The sequence below is a fragment of the Amycolatopsis sp. NPDC058278 genome, from assembly GCF_042881395.1.
Classification (GTDB): Bacteria; Actinomycetota; Actinomycetes; order Mycobacteriales; family Pseudonocardiaceae; genus Amycolatopsis.
Genome location: NZ_JBHVXZ010000054.1, coordinates 22,451 through 42,458 on the forward strand (window position 1 = coordinate 22,451; position 20,008 = coordinate 42,458).

The following is a 20,008-nucleotide window of genomic DNA, read 5'->3' on the forward strand; positions in this document are numbered from 1 at the left end:
GTTTGGGGGGGGGGGGCGTTTGTGTTGTTTGTGGGGGGCTCGGGTGCGGGGGGGGGGGGTTTGTGTGGGGGGGCCTGGGCCACCTGGCTTTTGGGCCCGGGCCCCGGCGCCCGCCGCCCCCTCCACCGGCTGCTCAGGACTGTCCGGCTCGGACGCCCTTCTCGATCCGCTGGCCGAGTTCGTCGTCGACGTTGCGCCAGTACTCGAACGCGCGCTGCAGCACCGGCTCGGTGACGCCGTCCAGCAGGTGGCCGACGACGTTGGAGACCAGCCGGTCACGTTCCGCGTCGTCCATCACGACGCGGACCAGCGTGCCGGCCTGGCCCCAGTCGTCGTCCTCGGCGTGCAGGGTCTGCGCCGCGTGGACCATGTCGCCGTCGGAATACCACCCCGCGGGCTCGCCGTAGCGGGCGACGTCGGCTTGCGGGCCGCCCTTGGAGTTCGGCGCGTACACCGGGTCGGACACCTTGCGGTACCGCATCGCGCCGTCCTTGCTGTAGCTGTTCACCGGCGCGATGGGCTGGTTCACCGGCAGCTGGTTGTAGTTCGCGCCGATCCGCGCCCGGTGGGCGTCGGGGTAGGAGAACATCCTGCCCAGCAACATCTTGTCCGGGCTGGGGCCGATCCCCGGCACGAGGTTGCTCGGCTCGACGGCCAGCTGCTCGATCTCGGAGTGGTAGTCCGTCGGGTTGCGGTCCAGCGTCAGCCGGCCGACCTCGAGGAGCGGATAGTCTGCGTGCGGCCACACCTTCGTCATGTCGAACGGGTTGAACCGGTAGGTGGCGGCATCTTCGTAGGGCATGATCTGCATCTTCAGCGTCCACGACGGGAACTCGCCGCGGCCGATCGCCTCGTACAGGTCGCGGGTGTGGTAGTCCCCGTCGGAGGAGGCCAGCGCGTCGGCCTCGCCCTGGGTGAGGCACTCCACGCCCTGGTCGCTGATGAAGTGGTACTTCACCCAGTACTTCTCGCCCTGCGCGTTGACCCACATGTAGGTGTGGGAGCTGTACCCGTTCATGTGCCGCCAGGAGCGCGGGATGCCGCGGTCGCCCATCAGCCACGTCACCTGGTGCGCCGACTCCGGCGACAGCGTCCAGAAGTCCCACTGCATGTCGTGGTCGCGCAGGTTGTTGTCGGCGCGGCGTTTCTGCGACCGGATGAAGTGCTGGAACTTCATCGGATCCCGCAGGAAAAAGACCGGGGTGTCGTTGCCGACCATGTCGTAGTTGCCCTCGGTCGTGTAGAACTTGATCGCGAAACCGCGGGGGTCGCGCCACGTGTCGGGGCTGCCCCGCTCCCCCGCCACGGTCGAGAACCTGATCACCAGCTCCGTCTTGGCGCCGGGCTGGAAGACGGCCGCTTTCGTGAACGGGCTGACGTCGTGCGTCACCTCGAACCGGCCGAACGCGCCGCCGCCCTTCGCGTGCGGCTGCCGCTCCGGCACCCGCTCGCGGTTGAACTGGGCCATCTGCTCGATGACGTAGTGGTCGTGCAACAGGATCGGGCCGTCCGGACCGACCGTGAGCGAATGGTCGTCGCTCTCGACCGGGATGCCGGCATCCGTCGTCGTCGGCTTGGGCTGGGTGTCGGTCATGCTGGTGCCTCCTGGGCCGGGGTTACTTGTCGTCGGGGTTGAGCACGCGGAACACGAGGCCCGCGGCGGCGCCCGCGACGAGCTGTGCCACCACGTAGAACCAGAACGTCGTCCACGCGAAGAGGCCGACGGCGGTGGTGCCGAGCGCGACGGCGGGGTTGAACACGCCGCCCGAGATCCCCCCGACCGCGAACGCGCCCGCCGCCACGGTGAACCCGATCGCCAGGCCGAAGAACGCGTTGCCCGGCTGGTCCTTGCTCGTGGCGACATTGAGCACCACGTAGCACAGGGCGAAGGTGAACAGCAGTTCCGAGAGGGTGGCCGCGGTGAGCGCGTGCCCGGCCAGGTGCGGTACCGGCGCTGTCAGCGGGTCGACGATCGCGCGGGCGGCGAACCCGGCGACCAGGCCCGCGACAAGCTGCGCGACCCAGTACCCGGCGGCCTGTCCCCACCCGATCCGCCCGCGCACCAGCGCCGCCATCGTGACGGCCGGGTTGTAGTGCCCGCCGGAGATGTGCCCGCCCGCGTAGATCATGACCATCAGCACCGCACCCGCTGCGAGGGGCGTGAACGCGCTGTGGCTGAGCACACTGGCGGCGACCGTGAACACGAGGAAGAACGCGCCGATCGCCTCGACGGCGTATTTCCGGCCAGCGACGGCCCACGGTAACGAGGACATCGCCGGCAGGCCGGATTGGCGCGTGATAACGTCCGCCATCTGCTTTCTCCTTGCTGCGGGAATAGTGGTGACGCTGCCCAAGAATCGCGCGCAAGCGATGGCATCGTCATCGTCGCCAGCGGCCATCTCTCGCCCCCGGCTGGCCGGGACGGCCGAGTACCTGCTAGCTGCACCGGGCCCCGGGCTACCGGCCAGCAGGAACCGGCCGATTCCAGCCAACCCCCGCGAACGACGGCCGCTGGCGGCGATGTCCGTTCCGCACCCGCGCGCAACGCTGATCCCGGTTCACCGGCGAGTTCCGGCCCTGCGAAAGCGAGACAGCGATGAGCACGCGGCACCCCACCCTTGACGAACCGCACACGACGGTCGGGGCACACCGAGCCGGTGTGCCCCAACCGTCGGAGCGCACCGGGCGCCTCGTGGCGGGCCGCTACCGCCTTCAGGCGTTGCTGGGCCGCGGCGGCATGGGCCGGGTGTGGCTCGCCGACGACGAGGTGCTGCGCCGGTCCGTCGCGCTCAAGCAGATCATCCTGAGCGGCCTGCACACCGCGACGATGCGTGCGGAGGCATGGGACTGCGCCTTCCGTGAGGCACGCGCGGCCGCGCAGGTCGGCCACACCGGCGCCGTCGGCATCCACGACGTCGTCGAGGACGGCTCGTGCCCGTGGATTGTCATGGAACCGTTGTCCGGCCGGACACTGCGCGAAGCGCTCCTCGCCGAGGGACCGTTGCCGGTCGACGAGGTGACAAGGATCGGCCTGGCTCTGCTCGACGTGCTGCAGGCGACGCACGACGCGGGCGTCGTGCACCTCGACGTCAAGCCGGGCAACGTCCACCTCTGCGACGACGCACGCGTGGTCCTCACCGACTTCGGCATCGCGTGCGCCATCGACGACGTCCCCTCGGCCGGCACGCTCGCCGGGAGCCCGGCCTACGTCGCCCCGGAACGAGTCGACAGCGGGGAGTTCGGGCCGGCCGCCGACCTCTACTCACTCGGCGCGACGTTGTTCGCGGCGGTCGAGGGCCGGCCGCCCTTCGACCGGGGCTCCGCGCACGCCACGTTCACCGCCGTCGTCACCGATACGCCCGCTCCGTTCGAGCACGCGGGCAAGCTGCGCCCGGTCATCGAAGGACTCCTCGCCAAGGACCCCGGCAGGCGGCTCAGCGCCGACCAGGCCCGTGCCGCGCTGCGCGCCGCATAGGCGCCCTGCACCGGCCGGTGACCTGGTTCCCAGTCTTTGCAGGCGGTCTCGTCTTCAGGCGGGCACCGCGCCGGTCGAGTGAACGACCTCGCCCGCCACCACCGTGAGTTCGGAGCGGATCAGCGGGATCCGGTCCTCGGGAACGGCGAAGTAGTCCTCGCTGAGGACCGCGAAGTCCGCGTACGCGCCGGGCACCAGCCGTCCCCGGGCGGTCTCCTCGAAGCTGAGCCACGCGCTGCCCGCGGTGTAGCAGTCCAGCGCTTGCTCCCGCGACATCCGGTGCTCGGCCGCACGCCGGGCGGTTCCGTCCGCGGACCTGCCGGTGACGAGCCACCACAGCGCAAGCCACGGGTTGTGCGAACAAGCGCGGGTGGCGTCGGTGCCGGCCGCGAGCGGGACGTCGGCGGCGAGCAGGTCGGCGAGGGGCGGGACCGCGGCCATGGACCCGGCGCCCCACGCCCGTTCGGACAAGGCGGCTTTGAACACGTGGTGGTCGTCGAGCACCAGGCCGGCCCCGAGGGCCTTCAGCCGTTTCAGGTTCCGTGGGCTGATGCGGTCGCCGTGCGAGAGGGTGAACCGCAGGCCGCGCACCGGGATCCGCTCGTCGACGGCCTCCCAGCAGGTGAGGATCCGGTCGATGGATTCGTCGAGCACGGCGTGGATGTTCACCGGCCAGCCACGTTCGGCGGCGTGGGAGCAGATCCGGTGCAGCTCGTCGATCGCCGCGTCGGAGATCGCGAACTCTTCGAGACCTTCGAAGTCGTGACAGCCGAAGTGCACCACTTCCCCAATGCCGAGGAAGGCCAGCATCGGGTCGCCGAACCGGGACGGGGTGTGGCGCATCCAGTCCACGAGCTGGGCGTACTCCTGGCCCGGGTCGGCGGCGGACAGGAAGAGCCGCATCCGCATCGAGAGCCCGCCCTCGCGCCACAACGCGAACAGCGGCTCGTACCGCTGCGGTGGCATCCCGAACCCACCGGCGTCGACGAGCCCGGTCAGGCCGAGCGAGTGCAGGTCGGCGAACATCACGGCGGTGGACCGGCGTTCCTCCTCGGGCGTGGCCGGCGGCACCGCGGACAGGACGTGGTTGAACGCACCCATGCCGAAGACCCGGCCGGTCGGCTCGCCGGTCACCGGATCGCGTTCGAAGCGGCCACCGGGCGGATCGGCGCTCGCGGCGTCGATCCCGGCCGCGCGCAGCGCCGCCGAGTTGAGCACCGCGACCTCGTACAGCGCCTGCACGTACACCGGGTGCTCGGTCGTGACGGCGTCCAGCTCGGCCCGGGTGGGCTCGCGTGATTCGGGGAACTGGCAAGGGTGCCAGCCGCCGACGACGCGGATCCACTCCCCCGGCTCGGCCCGCCGGGCCACGGCCCGGATCGCGGCGAGTCCGGCCCCCAGGTCCGGCAGATCCGTCCAGCGGAGCTCCCGCGCCCAGCTCGCACCGCCGCGCACGGCGTGCATGTGCCCGTCGATCAAGCCGGGGACCAGCCGGCGGCCGCCGAGGTCGATCTCTCCGGCACCCGCGCCGGCCAGTTCGCGGATTTCGGCGTCGGTACCGCAGGCCACGACGTGGCCGTCACACACGGCCAGCGCGGTCGGTTCGGGCCCGGCGGCCCGGTGGGCCTGCGGCCAGACGAGGCCGTTAACGAAAATCCTGGTCATCGCGGTCCCTCGGGTCCGGTCGGGGATGGCTACCGCCAGGTGCGCGTGTCGGGCGGGACATCGCCGACGGTCAGCACCGTGCCCGCCGTGACGATCTCGAAGGCGTCCGGGAGCAGCTCCGCGACGGCCTTCTTGAGCGGGAACCCGCTGCAGTGCATGGGCGCGACCAGCTTCGGGTCGTAGGCGGCGAGGGCTTTCGCCGTGTTGTCGATCCTGTGGGCGCTGATGCCCGGGTGTCCGGTGTGGAACCCGCCGAGGACGCCGTAGAGCGTGTCGGTGCCCGTGAGGCTTCGCATGTGGTCGACCGAGCTGACCACGCCGCGGTGCCCGCACGGGTCGATGACGATCAGGCCGTGGCCCTCGACGTCGATGCCGAGCACCTGGTGGTCGTTGATGTCGTCGGCTTCGACGTGGCCATTCGCGTGGACGCACAGCCGTCCGGTCGGCGCTTCCCGTTCGAACTCGGCGCTGGTCTTCATCTCGCCGGAGGTGAGCAGCCCCGGCCCGAGCGGAACCGGGTCCCGCACCTCCATGAGGTGCCCGCCGGCCGCCCGGATCCCCTCGCGGGTCAGGCCGATGTTGATCATCGGAAGCGTGGTGTGCGGCTTGACGATCATCCGCGGGTCGAACGCGTCGGGGTGTGCGAGGACCGGCGTGGGGTGGCCGATCGCTTCCAGCACACCGTTGATCCCGCCGAAGTGGTCGGGGTGGCCGTGGCTGAGCACCACCGCGTCGACCTCGCTCAGGTCGACTCCCAGTTGCCGCGCGTTGTGCAGCACCACCGGCGCCGTCAGCCCGGCGTCGAAGAGGATCTTCGTGGAACCGCTCTCGGTGAACGTCTCCACGAGGAAGCACAAGCCGTTCTCGGCGAGCAGTTCGCCGTAGCGGGAGCTGAAGTGCTGGTCCATGTTATACCGGCGCACGCGGGGGCTGGAAGGCAACAGGATGTCGATGAAGTTCTCGTCGAGGACGGTGATGCGGGCACCGGTGCAGCGCGTCATGGTCTCGCCTTTCAGGTAAGGGGTTCCGGGATGATGACGACGCGGCCGGGAACCTGGTCCGCCACGGCGGAATACGCCTTCGGGCCGTCCTCGAGGCCGAACCGGTGCGCGACCGGCAGCGGCCGGAACTCGCCGCGCTCGAAGTACGGGGTGAGCAGGGTCAGCCGCTCGGCGGACTCGGTGACGTCGAGCTTGCGGCTGTCGGCGCCGAGCAGCCGCGCCTCCCGGTGGTAGAAGTCCGGCAGGTTGATCTCCACCGTCGGGGTGCCGACCGCACTGATCACCACCAGCCTGCCGCGCTGGGCCAGTGCCGCGAGCGCCGCCGCGGTGGTGACGCCGCCGACCGCGTCGTAGACGACCTCGGCGCCCCGGCCGCCGCTGTGCTTCAGCAGCGTGTCGGCGACTTCCGCCGGATCGGTGAAGGGCACGAACTCGTCCACGATTTCGGCCGCGGGAGTGCCTTCGGCCGGGGCGATTCGGTCGACACCGAGCACCCGGGCGCCGCGCGCGCGGGCGATCTGGGCGACCGCGCCGCCGACCCCGCCGGCGACCCCGAAGACCACGACGGTCTCGCCCTGGCCCAGCTGCGCGACCTCGACGGCGCCGAGCCAGCCGATCACGAAGTTGACCCCGACTGCGGACGCCTCCTCGAAGCTCAGCCGTGCGGGCTTGCGAGCCAGGGCGCCGACCGGCACGCGGAGGTACTCGGCGTGCGAGCCGTCGAGGGTGAAGCCGACGTCGCCACCGGTGCCCCACACTTCGGCGCCGCACCACTCCGGCGGTCCGTCGACGACGATCCCGGCGAAGTCCCGGCCCGGCACCCGGGGCAGCACGGTGTCCTCCATGCGGCCGGCGACGTTCTTCAGGTCGGACGGATTGACCGAGGCGGACCGGACGGCGACCACGGCCGTGCCGTCGGTCGCGACGGGATCTGGCACCTCGGCGACCCGCAGGACATCAGGACCGCCGAACCGGTCGAAGCGAAGCGCACGCACGTGACTGTCCTTTCTGGACTCCGGACGGGGAAGCGGCGGTCACCGGCGGCCCGGATCGAGGGTGAAGGTCCATTCGACGGTCTGGAACGGCTCGTCCATTTCGGTTCCGTCCGGCGCGGTTTCGCCGGCCTCGCGCTGAACGAAAGACACGACCAGCGAACGCTTGACGCCGAACACCGCGTCCTGCTCCAGGTACGGGTCCCCGCGCCGGAACAGCATGGTGACCAGCGGTTCGTGGGCCGGCGCGTGGAACCGGAAGTGGATGTGCTCGGGCCGCATCGGTGAGCGGCCCGCCGCACGGAGGATCTCTCCGCAGGGCCCGTCGGTGGGCACCGGGTAGTACCGCGGCACGATCGAACGGAACGAGAACCGGCCGTCGCGATCGGTGCTCAGCAAGGCCCGCATCGCCGGTTCGCCGTGCAGCTTGTCCGCCTGCTGGACGTCGTAGAAACCCTCGCTGTCGCTGTGCCAGGTGTCCACGCCCGCCCCGGCGACCGGCCGGCCGCCGGCGTCCACGACCGTGCCGCTGAAGAACAACGGCATGCCGGCGACACCGCCGGAGATGTCGGAGCCGTTCTCCGCGCGCGGCCTGCCTTCGACGTAGAACGGCCCGAGGAGGGTGGAATCGGTGGCCGGGCCCGTGCCGTGGTTGATCTGGTCGACCAGCACGCTCAGCCCCAGGATATCCGACAGCAGGACGAACTCCTGGCGCGTCGGGCTGCTGATCCGGCCGACCCGCTCCAGGAAGTCCACCGCGGTGAACCATTCCTCGCTGGTCAACCGGACCTCACGGCTGAAGTCGTGCAGGTGCTGCACCAGTTTCACGAAGATCTCGCGCATCCGGTCGTCGGCGGCGCCGTCGAAGGTCTTCTGCACCTCGGCGGTGATCGTTTCCTCGGTCAGGTCGATCGACATCGCTCGACTCCCTTCGTTCGGCCGGGTTGGCCCCGCACCTCCGAGCATCACCCCGAATACCCATCTCGTCCAACGAAGAGTTTCGATAGAAATCATCTCGATGTGAGATAGTGTCGAGGTGGATCTTCGCCAGCTCGAATACTTCGTCGCCGTCGCCGAGGAGCGCAGTTTCTCGCGGGGCGCCCAACGGGCCCACGTGGTGCAGTCAGCGGTGTCGACGGCGGTGTCGAAGCTCGAGCGCGAGCTCGACATCCGACTCCTCGACCGAACCGCGTACCCGATCGCCCTGACGCCGGCCGGTGCCGCGTTCCTCGCCGAAGCCCGCGGCACCCTCGCCGCCGCCCGGCGCGCGAGGAACTCGGTCGCGCCCTTCCGCGAGCAGCTCAGCGGGAGCGTCGATCTGGGGATACTGATGTCCTCCGGGCCGCTCGACCTGCCGACGGTACTGGGCCGGTTCCACGCCCGGTACCCGCTGGTGTCGGTGCGGTTGCGGCAGAGCGTCGCGGGCACCGCCGGACACCTCCACGCCGTCGCGGACGGCGCACTGGACCTCGCCCTGGTGGCGGCCACGACGCCACCGGCGAGCGTCACCCTCCGCACGATCGCCCGTGAGCCACTGGTCCTGCTGTGCCGGCCCGACCACCGGCTCGGCACCCGCGGTCAGGCGCAAGTGTCGGATCTGGCCGACGAAACGGTCGTGCGGTTCGCCGCGGGCTGGGGCATTCGCCGCCAGGCCGACGAGTCCTTCGCCGCCGCCGGGATCAGCCCGGACACCCCGTACGAAGTGGCCGACTACGACACCGCGGCCGGACTCGTCCGCAACCGGCTCGGCGTCGCCCTGCTGCCCGCGACGCCGGCCGGTCGCTACCCGGACCTCCGCACTGTCCCCATCACCCCCGCGAGCACCTGGACGCTGGCGCTCGCGGCGCCGACCAGATTGGCGGTTTCGGCGGCTGCGACGGCGCTGGCCGACGCCCTTCTCGAGGCGTGCCGCGCCTGACCGGTTTCCCGGACGCCATTCCGGAAATCGGTTTTCCCGCCGGACCCGTCAATTCCGGCTGAGATCCGCGCACAGTGTGGACAAGAGGAATTCGACCTGGCCGGAATCGGTCCCGGCCGGGCGAACCCCGTGCGCACGGCGTTGCCGCCGTGCCGGACACCGGACTACCGTCGGACGAGTGACCGCGCCCGACGCCGGCGCCAGCGTCGATCACCCCGTCCTCGCCGAGCCCGACGACCTGGCCCGGCTGCGTCGGCTCGCCCAGGAACAGGCGGCGCTACGGCGGGTGGCCACGCTGGTGGCGGGTGGGGCCACGCCGGGCGAGGTGTTCACCGCGGTCGCCGACGAACTCGGCCGCCTGATCGGTGCCGAAGCGAGTTTCGTCGCCCGCGTCGATCACCCGTCCGGGGAGGCCGAAGGACACATGACCGTCGTAGGCTCCTACGGCGAGGTACCCGTCGGGTTCCGGATCGGCCTGCAGGCCGGGATGGCCACCACGGCCGCTGTCCGCACCGGGCTCCCGGCGCGGGTCGACGGCGAGCGGCTCGCACAGGGCCCGTTCGGTGCCATCACCGGCCGGCTGGGCCTGCGGGCCGCGGTCGCCGCTCCGATCGTGGTCGGGGGCTGCCGCTGGGGAGCGACGGTGGCCGCGACCACACGGGCGGCCTTCCCGGCCGGCACCGAGGCACGCCTGGCGGATTTCACGGAACTCGCGGCGACGGCGATCGCGAACGCCCGGGCCGAGCAGGAACTGCGCGAACTCGCGGACACCCAAGCAGCCCTGCGGCGCCTGGCCGAGCTGGTCGCGCGCGGTGCGGCACCCGAGGTGGTGTTCGCGGCCGCGACCGGGGAGGCGCTCCGCCATTTCGGCTGCAGCACCGCCCGGATGATCCGGTACGAGCTCGACGGGACGGCGACGATCGTCGCCAACGAAGGCACGTCGGGACCCCACGTGCAGGTCGGGCATCGCTGGGAGGGCTACCCGGAGACCGGGCTCACCGAGACCGTCCGGCGCACTGGGCGGGCCGCCCGGGTCGCCGACTACCACGACGTCCCGGGTGGGGACATCTACCTGCGCGAGGGACTCGTCTCCGCGGTCGCCGTGCCGATCCACGTCGACGGCAGGCTGTGGGGCATGATCGCCGCCGGTACCGGGCAGCGATCGCTGCCGCCGGACCTCGAACAGCGGATGGGCGAATTCACCGACCTCGTCGCCACGGCGATCGCGAACGCCCAGAGCCGCTCCGAACTCGTCGCTTCCCGCGTGCGACTGCTGACCGCGGCCGACGAAGCGCGCCGGCGGATCGAACGGGACCTGCACGACGGCGCGCAGCAAGGTCTCCTCGCGCTCGCGCTCCGGCTGCGCACCGTGGCGGCGAGGCCGGACTGCGCCGCCATCCGCGACGAGACCGAGGACATCGCCGCGGGTCTGCGGGAGGTGATCGACGACCTCCGGGAGATCTCCCGCGGCATCCACCCGGCGGTGCTGTCCAGCGCGGGACTGCCGCCCGCGTTGCGCGCACTAGGACGGCGTTGCCCCGTCCCGGTGGAAACGACCGTGCGGATCGACGGGCGGCTTCCGGAACCCGTCGAAGTGGGCGCCTACTACGTCGTCTCGGAAATGCTCACGAATGCGGCGAAGCATTCGCGTGCCACCGTCGTCCAGGTGGACGCCGATGCCTCCGGGCCCACGCTCCGGCTGTGCGTGCGCGACGACGGGATCGGGGGCGCCGACCCGCGGCGGGGCTCGGGGCTGGTCGGGCTGAAGGACCGGATCGAAGCGCTGGGCGGATCGTTCTCCCTGCACAGCCCGCCGGGCGAGGGCACGACGGTGCGCTGCGAGCTGCCGGCCGTTGCCCCGCACGACGGGTGACCGATCGGTGATCAGGACGCGAGCAGCCGACGTGCCACGGGCAGCCCGGCCGATTCCCGGTAGACGTCTTCGAAGGCGTCCAGGGTGCCGGCGAGGTCGTGGCGGGCCACGGCCTGCCGGCCGGCCTGGCCCATCACCGCCCGCGTGACGCCATTGCCGAGCCACCTGAGCGCCGCGGCCAGCCGTTCGACGTCGCCGGGCGGGTACAGGAACCCGTTGACGCCGCTGCGGACCAGATGCGGCAGGGCCATCGCGTCGGCCGCGACCACGGGCAGCCCCGCGGCCATCGCCTCCATCGTCGCGAGGCTCTGCAGCTCGGCCGTACCCGGCATGCAGAAGACGTCGGCCTCCCGATACGCCCGCACCAGGTCCTCGTCGCCGACGAAGCCGTGGAACCGGACGCGCCCGGTCACACCGAGGCGCTCGGCCTCGTCCGCCAGCGCCGTCCGGCACGAGCCGTCGCCGACGATCTCCGCCCGGGCCGTCGGCACCGCGGCCACCGCGCGGAGCAGTTCGCCGACGTTCTTTTCCCGATCCAGCCGCCCGACGAACAGCACGGAGATGTCCGTGCCGCCGACAGTCCGGCGTGTCACGTAGTGCGCGAGGTCGATACCGCAGGAGATCGCCCGGGCGTTGCCGAGAAAACCCTTGTCGGCCAACAGGTCCACCGCGCGAGGGGTCGGCGCGGTGACCACTTTCGCCTGGTGGTAGACACGAACCAGATCACGCCAGGCCGCGGCCGCAACCCACGACCGCACCCGGTCCGGGGCCGGCACGAAGCCGAGCAGGTTCTCCGGCATGAAGTGGTTGGTGGCGATCACCGGGACGGCCCGCTCGACCGCGGCCCAGACCACCGACCGACCCACCGCGAAGTGGGACTGCACGTGCACCACGTCCGGCCGGAGCCGGTCGAGCAGCGCTCCGGCCACCCGTGCGGCCTGCCGGGGAGTGCTGAACCGGAACGTCGGGTGAAAGGGGGTCCGCCGGGATTTCACCCGGTGGACGGTGAGGACACCGTCGGCCGTGGTTCCCGGGGTGGCGGAGTCGGCGGGGCAGAGCACGTGCACGTCGTGTCCGCGGGCCGCGAGGCCGCGGGCCAGCCGGTCGGTGAAGTGCGCGGCCCCGTTGACGTCCGGGGGGAAGGTGTCCGCGGCGAGCAGGATGCGCATGTCGGGTTCCTTTCGGGGGGACGCGGATCGGGGATCGACCGCGCCAGGACGAGCACGCCGGCGATCGCGAGCCCGGCGAAGCCGGCTTGCGCGACCGCCGAAGCGGGGGTGGTGTGTGCGGCCTCGCCGTAACGGGTCAGGCCGATCACGACCGCCGTGAACGGGTCGATCACCGTGGTGACGGCGAGGACCACGGCCGGTGGCCCGGCGGCGTAGGCCTGCTGGACCAGCCAGCCGCCGGCCGCGATCAGCAGCAGTGACTCGGCGGCGAGGCTCAAGCCGGTCACCGCGGCCAGGTCGTGGGTGGCGGCCCTGATCAGGGCCGAGCCCGTGCCGAACAGCACGGCCGCCGCCGCGGCCAGGCCGAAGCACCGCGCCCGCCCGTGGATCGACAGGGCCGCAGCGGCAACCGCGATCGCCGCCGGCGCGAAGAACCAGGTCGCACCGGGCTGCGATATCCCGCCCGAGGCGACGCCGGACCGCGCCGCCAGCACGACGAACCCGGCGACGCCCAGGCAGACGCCGACGACCGCGGGCCGGAACCGCCCGGTGACGACGACCAGGCCGAGCACGCCGACCGGCTGCACGACCACGAGCGGCGCGAGCGACAGCGCGACGACGTGCAGCGTCCCGCCGACGACCGCGAGCCCGGCGCCGGCCAGCCAGCGGCGGGTCCGCAGCACGCGGCCCAGCGAGCGGACGCTGAGCGACTCCCCCGGGTTTCCCGACCGGACCGCGCCGTGCTGCAACCGCGCCGAACCGGCGAAACAGCACGCTCCGAGCGCCGCGAGGAGGATCGCCACCAGCGTCGTCATCGGGACGGCTGCCGCACGGTGAGCGCCAGCACGACCACCAGGGCGAGCTCCGCGGCGAGCGCGAGGCGTTCCAGCAGGCCGGCCGGCAGCGACGGGGCGAACTGGGAGACCCCGAACGCGGCCGCCGTGACCACCCCGGCCGCCGCGGACCACCGGATCCGCGGCGCCGCCCGGTTCCACCGCGGGTTCCCGCGCAGCGACCGCGCCAGCAGCCAGCAGGCCGTCGGCAGGCAGGTGAAGTACACCGCGCCGCCGAACCAGTGCAGGTCCCCCGGCACCGTCGGGTCGAACGCGGACCGGTTGGCGGGGAACACCGCGACCAGCGCCAGCCCGGCGCACCACAGTCCGAAGAGGACCCGGACGGCGCGGCCGCGCGGCAGGCCCGCGTGGCCCATCGCGGCGATCACCGCCAGCCCGCCCGAGATCAGCAGGAGCACGGCCGCGACGAACAACGGTGCGCCCGCGCCGTGGAACTCGTAGTCACTCACCGGATCCCGGACTGGATCGACCTGACCGCCGAGCGCCGTGGTGAGATAGCCGACCACGACGACGGCCGCGGCCACCGACGCGATGGCCAGTCGGCTGAAGACCTCGGCCCGCGGGCTCCGGAGGATTGTGGTCACTCCTCCACGGTCCTGCGCCGACCGCCTCCTGTCGTCGACGCCAGCAGCCATCCGCCCTACCAGCTGGCCGCCATTCCCGCTTCCGGTCACCTCTCCCGGGTCGGCCGGATGACCGCGACCGTGGTGCCGCCACTGCGCGCGCACGGGCATGATGGCGGCCATGCCGCACCGCGTCCTGCTCGCCGACGACGACCGCGCGATCCGTGAGTCGCTGGTCAGAGCCCTCGACCTCGAGGGCTACCACGTCACCGAGGTGACCGACGGCGTCAGCGCGCTCGCCACCGCCCGACGGGACGAGTTCGACGTGCTGATCCTCGACGTGATGATGCCCGGTGTCGACGGCCTCGGCGTGTGCCGGGTGCTGCGCGCCGAAGGCGACCCCACGCCGATCCTCATGCTGACCGCCCGCGTCGAGACGCCCGACCGGGTGGCCGGGCTGGACGCCGGGGCCGACGACTACCTGCCCAAGCCGTTCGAACTGGACGAGCTACTGGCCCGGCTGCGAGCCCTGCTGCGCCGCACGTCACCCGAGCCGGACGCGCGCCGCACGCTGCGGCTGGACGAGCTCGCGGTCGACCCGGCCGCCCGTCGGGTGTGGTGGCGAGGCACGGAGATCACCCTGTCCAAAACCGAGTTCGACCTACTGGAACTGCTCGTGCGCAACGCCGGGATCGTGCTCGACCGCACCACGATCTACCAGCGCATCTGGGGCTACGAATTCGGCTCGGAATCCAAGAACCTCGCCGTCTACATCGGCTACCTGCGGCGCAAGCTGGAGCAGGCCGGGGCCACCGACCTGATCCACACCGTCCGCGGGGTGGGTTATTCGGTGCGGCCGGCATGAACCTCCGCAGCAAGCTCGCGATCGCGTTCGCCGGGGTCGGCGCGGCCGCGGCGATCCTGGTCGGCGTGTTCAGCTACCAAGCCGCCTCGCAGCGGATCAACGCGGAACTCGACCGGTCCCTGCTGACGACGTCGGCCGAAGTCGCGGCCGGCGCGACGCAGATACTCGCCCCGAGCCCGGTTACCCGCGGCCCCGATGACGACGACCACGACGAAGCCCAGCCCATGGTCGCCCAGGCCATCGCCCCGGACGGCACCGTCCGCCCCATCGGCGGCCGCCCGGTCCACCTCGCCGTCGACGGAGAAGACCGGGCGCTCGCCGCGACCGGCACCCTCGGCGACCACCGCTACCAGGACCTCACCGTCGCCCCGGACGACTACCGGGTGATCACCGTGGCCCTCGGACCCGGCCGCGGGGCACTCCAGCTCGGCATCGACGTCGACGAGTCCCGGCACGTGCTCGGCGAGCTGGCCACCCGCATCACCGCCGTCAGCGCGATCGTCCTGGTCGCGGCGGCACTGGCCGGCTGGCTGCTGGCCCGGCAGATCACCCGCCGGCTGGTCCGGCTGACCCGGGTGACCGAGCAGGTCAGCGACGGCCGCCTCGACGACGTCGCCGTGCCCACCGGCGGCCGCGACGAGGTCGGACGGCTCGCGACGTCGTTCGACCGGATGCTCGGCCGCCTCGCCGACGCCCGCGCCGACCAGGAACGCCTCGTCCAGGACGCCGCCCACGAGCTGCGCACCCCGCTGACCAGCCTGCGCACCAACGCCAGCGTCCTGCGCCGGTTCGCCGAGCTCACGCCCGAATCCCGGGCCCGGCTGCTCGACGACGTCGACGGCGAAGCCCGCGAGCTGACCCACCTGATCGACGAGCTCGTCGAACTGGCCACCCGTCGCTACGAAGCCGAAGAGCCGGCGCCGGTCGAGCTGCACGAGGTCGCCGAGCGCGCCGCTGAGCGCGTCCGGCGCCGGTCCGGGCGGGCCATCACCGTCACCGCCGACGCGTCGACGGTGACCGGCCAAGGGAAAGCGCTGGAACGCGCCGTTTCGAACCTGCTGGAAAACGCCGTGAAGTTCGCGCCCGACGGCCCGATCGAAGTCGACGTCCGCGACGGCCGGGTGCAGGTCCTCGACCGCGGCCCCGGCATCGGCGACGACGACGCGGCCCGGGTGTTCGACCGCTTCCACCGCGCGGACAGCGCCCGCGGCCAGCCCGGCTCCGGGCTCGGCCTGGCCATCGTGCGCGACATCGCCCTCGCCCACGGCGGGACCGTCTTCGCCGAGCCGCGCCCCGGCGGCGGAGCGGCGATCGGGTTCACCGTCGGCGCGGATCTTCTCTTACCCAACTCTCACCCTCGTCACGTCGACGGCTAACCCGGCTCCGGAAGGGTGGACCTCAGAAGCGATCACCCGAGGAGCCCGATGTCCACCACCCTCACCGTCCGCCGCGTGGCGCACCCCGCGGTCCGCGCGTGGTGGCGGGACGCCGCCGGGCTGACAGCCTGGCTGAGCGTCCTGTTCGTGGTCGCGCTCTGGGTGTCCGGCCGCGGCCTGCAGGACCTCGGCTCCGATTTCTTCACCTCGACCGGGCGGCTCACCGGGCTGCTGTCGGCGGACCTCCTGCTGCTGCAGCTGCTCCTGATGGCGCGCATCCCGTGGGTGGAGCGCAGCTACGGCCAGGACGAGCTGGCCCGGCGGCACCGGCTCGTCGGGTTCACCTCGATCACGCTGCTCGCCGCGCACCTGGTGCTCATCACCCTCGGCTACGCGGCGGCCGACCGCTCCGGCGTCCTGGCCGAGGCGTGGGCGCTGGTGACGACCTACCCGGGCATGCTCCTGGCCGCGGCCGGGACCGCCGCGCTGGGCATGGTCGCCGTGACGTCGGTGCGCGCGGCCCGGCGGCGGCTGCGCTACGAGTCCTGGCACCTGCTGCACCTCTACGCCTACCTCGGCGCCGCCCTCGCCCTGCCGCACCAGCTGTGGACCGGCGCCGACTTCACCGCCTCACCGGTCGCGACCGCGTTCTGGTGGACCGCCTACGCCGCCGCGGCCGGCGCCGTGCTCGTGTTCCGCGTCGGCCGGCCGGTGTGGCTCAACGCCCGGCACCGGCTGGTCGTCGAGCAGGTCGTGCCCGAAGGCCCCGGCGTCGTCTCGGTATACCTGCGCGGCCGCGACCTCGACCGGCTTCCGGTGGCGGCGGGCCAGTTCTTCGTCTGGCGGTTCGGCTCCGGACCGGGCCGGACGCGCGGCAAGCCGTTCTCGCTCTCGGCCGCCCCGGACGGGCAGCGGCTGAGGATCACGGCGAAGGACCTCGGCGAGGGCAGCCGCCGGCTCGCCACCCTCCGGCCCGGCACCCCCGCGTGGTTCGAAGGCCCGTACGGCCGACTGACCGCGAACGTCCGAAAAGGACGGAAGCTCGCGCTGTTCGCCTCCGGCATCGGCATCACCCCGCTGCGCGCCCTGCTGGAGGAGCTGCCCTACCGGTCCGGCGATGCCGTGCTGTTCCTCCGCACCGGCCGGCAGGCGGACCTGCTGTTCCGGCGCGAGATCGAGGACCTCGCCGCCCGCCGCGGGGTGCGCATCCACTACCTGCTGGGCCGGCGCTCGCGCGACCGCGCGTCGTGGCTGCCCGCCGGATACGCCCCCATGCCCGACGAGCAGGTGCTGCGCCACCTCGTGCCCGACATCGCCGACCACGACGTCTACGTCTGCGGCCCCGATGCGTGGACCGCCGCCGTTCTCGACAGCGCGCGCCACGCCGGCGTCCCCGGCGACCGCATCCACGCCGAACGGTTCGCCTGGTAGGAAAGGACTCTCCCGATGCGCAGGATCGCCATTGCCGTCGCAGCGACCGTGTCCGTCGTCGTGCTGCTGTTCAGCTACCGCACCAGCACCGACCAGACGCCGGTCGCCACCGGCAGGCCCCTCGGCAGCACGCAGCCGTCACATACCACAGCCCCGCCCGCGTCCGGAGCTTCTTCCGGGGGCGACGGGACGTTCACCGGCGACGCCGCCGACACCCGCTACGGACCGGTCCAGGTGCGGATCACCGTCACGGGCGGCAAGATCACCGAGGCGGACGCGATCGAATACCCGCAGGAAAGCGGCCGCGACGTCCGGATCAACTCCGCTGCCGTGCCGGAGCTGAACCAGGAGACGCTGCAGGCCCAGAGCGCACAGATCGACACGGTCAGCGGCGCCACCTACACCTCCGAGGGCTACCAGCAGTCCCTGCAGTCGGCGATCGACCAGGCCCACAGGTGACAACCAGGCCCCGCCGGTCCTGAGCACGGCGGGCCGGCCTCCGCCTGCGCGGTCCGCGCATCGGCTCCGCCCTCACCGACGGACCGCTTTCCCGGCGATCCAACCCTCCGCAAAGGACAAAATGACCACCGTCAACGGCCTTCCCGCTCACGTGCTGCTCGTGCACGCGATCGTCGTCCTCCTCCCCCTCGCCGCGCTACTGCTCGTGCTCAGCGCGGTGTGGCCCGCCGCACGGGACAAGCTCGCCGGGCCGAACGCGATCCTGTCCGTGCTCGTCGTGGTCCTGGTCCCGATCACGACAGATGCCGGCGAATGGCTCGAGCGCCGCGTCGCCTCGACCCCGCTCGTGCGGACCCACACCGAACTCGGCGACACCGCCCTGTGGGTCGCGATCCCGGTGGCCCTGCTCGCGCTCCTCGTCTGGTGGCGCCGACGGGAGAGTCTGCGAATTCGAGCGGACGAGACCGGCCGCCGAACGTTCCTGGCCCCGGCATCGACCGCGGTCACCCCGACATGAGCATCGTCCACCACGATCGAAACCCCGGAGCCGCCCGAGCCGGAGGATTCCCCAACGGGTTGCGGGTGCGCGCACACAGCGGCCGGTTCACCGGCGGGACCGGCGTCGTGGTCGACCGCGCACCCGAACTGCGTCCCGGCTCGGTCTGGGTCGAGTTCAGCCCCGGCCACGCGCGACTCGTGCCCGGCTACCGGCTCGACGTCGTCGAACCGGAAGACTGAGCGGGCCCGCCATGCTCGCCGAACCGACGCCGGAAGAGCGCAGCCGCGCCGTCCGGGTCGTGCAGCGGTACGCCAACGACAGCCACGACGAGGCCGAACGGAAGGCGATGCTCGGCTTGGACCAGGCTGAACCGGCGCCGCCGAGACGACGGCCGCACGGCGCGCTGACGACCGCCGAACTGCACGACATGCTCGCGCCGTTCGCTGCCGAGTGTGGTCGTCGACCGGACGACGCGCGGTAACTCCGGCCCGGTGCGAGGTGGACCCGTTCCGACCGCCGGCCACGCGGCCGATGGCTCCCCCCACACGCCGGAACCGGATCACCAAGCGGTCGGCGAAACCCTTGGTGTTTCCCTCAATGGATCGCGCAGCAGCTGCGAGAATCCGAGCTCACCGGCGCCGATCAGGGTGGTGTCGTCCCCGAGCGCCGATACACTCAGGCGCACTTTTTCCTTCGCCACCGGCAGCACATTGCGTGCGACGCGGCTGCGTACTCGCGGCAATACACCGGCGTACACGTCCCGCAACATTCCGCCGAAGACGACCACGGCCGGATTGAAGAGGTTGATGAGATTCGCCACGCCGATGCCCAGCCAATCCCCGACGTAATCGAGCGCGTTTCGCGCGTCGGCGTCGCCCGCGGCCGCGTCGGCGGCCACCGCTCGCACCGCGTCGCGACCGAAGACCTCCGTCGGCCGGCGCGCGGCGTCCAGCAAGGCCCGCTCCCCGGCTTCCGCCTCCAGGCACCCGCTGGAGCCGCAGCCACAAGGTCGCCCGCCGTGCGGGTTGACGACCATATGGCCCAGCTCGCAGCCGTACCCCGCGTCGCCGTCCAGCACCGTGCCGCCGACGATGATCCCGCCACCGACGCCGACATCGCCGTGCAGGTAGACAAGGTTCTGCTGCCCCATCCCGGCCCCACGAAGGTGCTCCGCGAGCGCTCCGAGATGCGCCTCGTTTCCCACCGGCACCCGCAGTCCCAGCCCCAGCCGGTGTGCCAGTTCAGCGCCGAACGCCTGGTCGACCCATCCGAGGTCGGGGCCGAAACGGACGGTCCCGTCGTCGGGACGGATCATTCCGCAGTACGAGGCCCCGAGTCCCACGCAAGTCGAGGTCGGCGGCGCCGCCTCGGTCAACTGGTGGCCGAGCTCCGCGAGCGTCGTGACCACATAATCGAGATCGACTCCGGACCGGTGCCGGGCCGCGACCTTGCGGTCCAGGATGACACCGCCGAGGCCGATCCGGGCGGCGACCAACCGGTCCACCGCGACGTCGAACGCCACTACGTGGAAACGCTGAGTCTCCGGCCGCACGATGAGCGACGGGCGGCCCTGGTGACGATTGTCCGTCTGAGGCACTTCCCGGACCAGACCTGCCGCGCTCAGTTCCGCCGTCAACGTCTTGATCGTGCTTCGGTTGAGGTTCATCTGTCTCGCGAGTTCAGCCCGTGAGATTCCGCCGTTCAGGTGCACGAGGCGAAGAAAAGCAGCGCGATTATGCCGACGCATGTCGTCCTGGTCCAACCCGACCCTCGAACCGTCCCAGGGCGTCAGCAATTCCATGTCGTGTCCGATGCGTAGAGTGTTCGGGCCAGACTCGCACCATCGCGCCCTGCATGCAATCCCGCGA

19 protein-coding genes are annotated in these 20,008 nt (G+C 71.9%); 10 read left to right on the plus strand and 9 right to left on the minus strand.

All coding sequences use genetic code 11. The features are described 5' to 3' along the window. Positions 1-133: 133 nt before the first annotated feature. Entirely contained in the window at positions 134-1,594 is a 1,461-nt protein-coding gene (locus ACFVYA_RS26610) for a catalase (RefSeq protein WP_387048775.1), read from the minus strand. A gap of 22 nt (positions 1,595-1,616) precedes the next feature. Beyond that, positions 1,617-2,312: an MIP/aquaporin family protein gene (locus ACFVYA_RS26615; RefSeq protein WP_387048778.1), complete on the minus strand. Its 696-nt coding sequence runs from the start codon at positions 2,310-2,312 to the stop codon at positions 1,617-1,619. A gap of 347 nt (positions 2,313-2,659) precedes the next feature. On the opposite strand from ACFVYA_RS26615, the gene ACFVYA_RS26620 reads away from it, so the two are divergent. Then, positions 2,660-3,475: a serine/threonine-protein kinase gene (locus tag ACFVYA_RS26620; RefSeq protein ID WP_387048779.1), complete on the plus strand. Its 816-nt coding sequence runs from the start codon at positions 2,660-2,662 to the stop codon at positions 3,473-3,475. A 54-nt stretch (positions 3,476-3,529) separates the two neighbouring features. Here ACFVYA_RS26620 and ACFVYA_RS26625 read toward each other — a convergent pair whose 3' ends face one another. Genes ACFVYA_RS26625 through ACFVYA_RS26640 form a run of 4 tightly spaced genes read right to left on the minus strand, consistent with a single transcriptional unit; the run spans position 3,530 to position 8,051 of the window. Continuing rightward, complete coding sequence (locus ACFVYA_RS26625) at positions 3,530-5,140, minus strand: amidohydrolase (protein WP_387048781.1); 1,611 nt, start codon at positions 5,138-5,140, stop codon at positions 3,530-3,532. Positions 5,141-5,169: 29 nt separating this feature from the next. Continuing rightward, a complete protein-coding gene (locus ACFVYA_RS26630) occupies positions 5,170-6,141 on the minus strand; it encodes an MBL fold metallo-hydrolase (protein ID WP_387048783.1) in 972 nt (323 codons plus the stop codon). 11 nt (positions 6,142-6,152) lie between these two features. Beyond that, positions 6,153-7,136: a zinc-binding alcohol dehydrogenase family protein gene (locus ACFVYA_RS26635; protein ID WP_387048785.1), complete on the minus strand. Its 984-nt coding sequence runs from the start codon at positions 7,134-7,136 to the stop codon at positions 6,153-6,155. 39 nt (positions 7,137-7,175) lie between these two features. Next, on the minus strand, positions 7,176-8,051 hold the full coding sequence (locus ACFVYA_RS26640) for a dioxygenase (RefSeq protein WP_387048787.1): 876 nt from the start codon (positions 8,049-8,051) through the stop codon (positions 7,176-7,178). A 118-nt stretch (positions 8,052-8,169) separates the two neighbouring features. Between ACFVYA_RS26640 and ACFVYA_RS26645 the strand changes: the two genes are divergently transcribed. Both ACFVYA_RS26645 and ACFVYA_RS26650 read left to right on the plus strand, forming a co-directional pair. Next, positions 8,170-9,051: a LysR family transcriptional regulator gene (locus ACFVYA_RS26645; protein WP_387048788.1), complete on the plus strand. Its 882-nt coding sequence runs from the start codon at positions 8,170-8,172 to the stop codon at positions 9,049-9,051. Between the two features lie 178 nt (positions 9,052-9,229). Beyond that, the gene (locus ACFVYA_RS26650) at positions 9,230-10,924 is read left to right on the plus strand and encodes a GAF domain-containing sensor histidine kinase (protein WP_387048790.1); all 1,695 of its coding nucleotides are present in this window, start codon (positions 9,230-9,232) and stop codon (positions 10,922-10,924) included. An 11-nt stretch (positions 10,925-10,935) separates the two neighbouring features. Here ACFVYA_RS26650 and ACFVYA_RS26655 read toward each other — a convergent pair whose 3' ends face one another. Both ACFVYA_RS26655 and ACFVYA_RS26660 read right to left on the minus strand, forming a co-directional pair. Further along, positions 10,936-12,093: a glycosyltransferase gene (locus ACFVYA_RS26655; protein ID WP_387048792.1), complete on the minus strand. Its 1,158-nt coding sequence runs from the start codon at positions 12,091-12,093 to the stop codon at positions 10,936-10,938. A gap of 811 nt (positions 12,094-12,904) precedes the next feature. Then, positions 12,905-13,531: a DUF998 domain-containing protein gene (locus ACFVYA_RS26660; protein ID WP_387048793.1), complete on the minus strand. Its 627-nt coding sequence runs from the start codon at positions 13,529-13,531 to the stop codon at positions 12,905-12,907. Between the two features lie 151 nt (positions 13,532-13,682). Here ACFVYA_RS26660 and ACFVYA_RS26665 point away from each other — a divergent pair, with 151 nt between their 5' ends. The 7 genes from ACFVYA_RS26665 (at position 13,683) to ACFVYA_RS26695 (ending at position 18,621) form a co-directional block, all read left to right on the plus strand. Beyond that, positions 13,683-14,375 (plus strand): response regulator transcription factor, encoded by a 693-nt coding sequence (locus ACFVYA_RS26665; RefSeq protein ID WP_387048794.1) that lies wholly within the window; start codon positions 13,683-13,685, stop codon positions 14,373-14,375. Further along, a complete protein-coding gene (locus tag ACFVYA_RS26670) occupies positions 14,372-15,751 on the plus strand; it encodes an ATP-binding protein (RefSeq protein WP_387048796.1) in 1,380 nt (459 codons plus the stop codon). The genes ACFVYA_RS26665 and ACFVYA_RS26670 overlap by 4 nt, the downstream gene beginning before the upstream one ends. Positions 15,752-15,799: 48 nt before the next feature. Beyond that, a complete protein-coding gene (locus ACFVYA_RS26675; protein WP_387048797.1) occupies positions 15,800-17,182 on the plus strand; it encodes a ferric reductase-like transmembrane domain-containing protein in 1,383 nt (460 codons plus the stop codon). A gap of 15 nt (positions 17,183-17,197) precedes the next feature. Continuing rightward, complete coding sequence (locus ACFVYA_RS26680) at positions 17,198-17,641, plus strand: FMN-binding protein (RefSeq protein WP_387048799.1); 444 nt, start codon at positions 17,198-17,200, stop codon at positions 17,639-17,641. A 121-nt stretch (positions 17,642-17,762) separates the two neighbouring features. After that, positions 17,763-18,158: a DUF2231 domain-containing protein gene (locus ACFVYA_RS26685; protein WP_387048801.1), complete on the plus strand. Its 396-nt coding sequence runs from the start codon at positions 17,763-17,765 to the stop codon at positions 18,156-18,158. Between the two features lie 65 nt (positions 18,159-18,223). Continuing rightward, entirely contained in the window at positions 18,224-18,379 is a 156-nt protein-coding gene (locus ACFVYA_RS26690; protein ID WP_387048802.1) for a hypothetical protein, read from the plus strand. An 11-nt stretch (positions 18,380-18,390) separates the two neighbouring features. Then, positions 18,391-18,621 carry a hypothetical protein gene (locus tag ACFVYA_RS26695; RefSeq protein ID WP_387048804.1) on the plus strand — a complete coding sequence of 77 codons (231 nt, stop codon included), beginning with the start codon at positions 18,391-18,393 and terminating at the stop codon, positions 18,619-18,621. A gap of 78 nt (positions 18,622-18,699) precedes the next feature. On the opposite strand, the gene ACFVYA_RS26700 is transcribed toward ACFVYA_RS26695, so the two are convergent. Beyond that, complete coding sequence (locus tag ACFVYA_RS26700) at positions 18,700-19,941, minus strand: ROK family protein (protein ID WP_387048805.1); 1,242 nt, start codon at positions 19,939-19,941, stop codon at positions 18,700-18,702. Between the last annotated feature and the right edge of the window lie 67 nt (positions 19,942-20,008).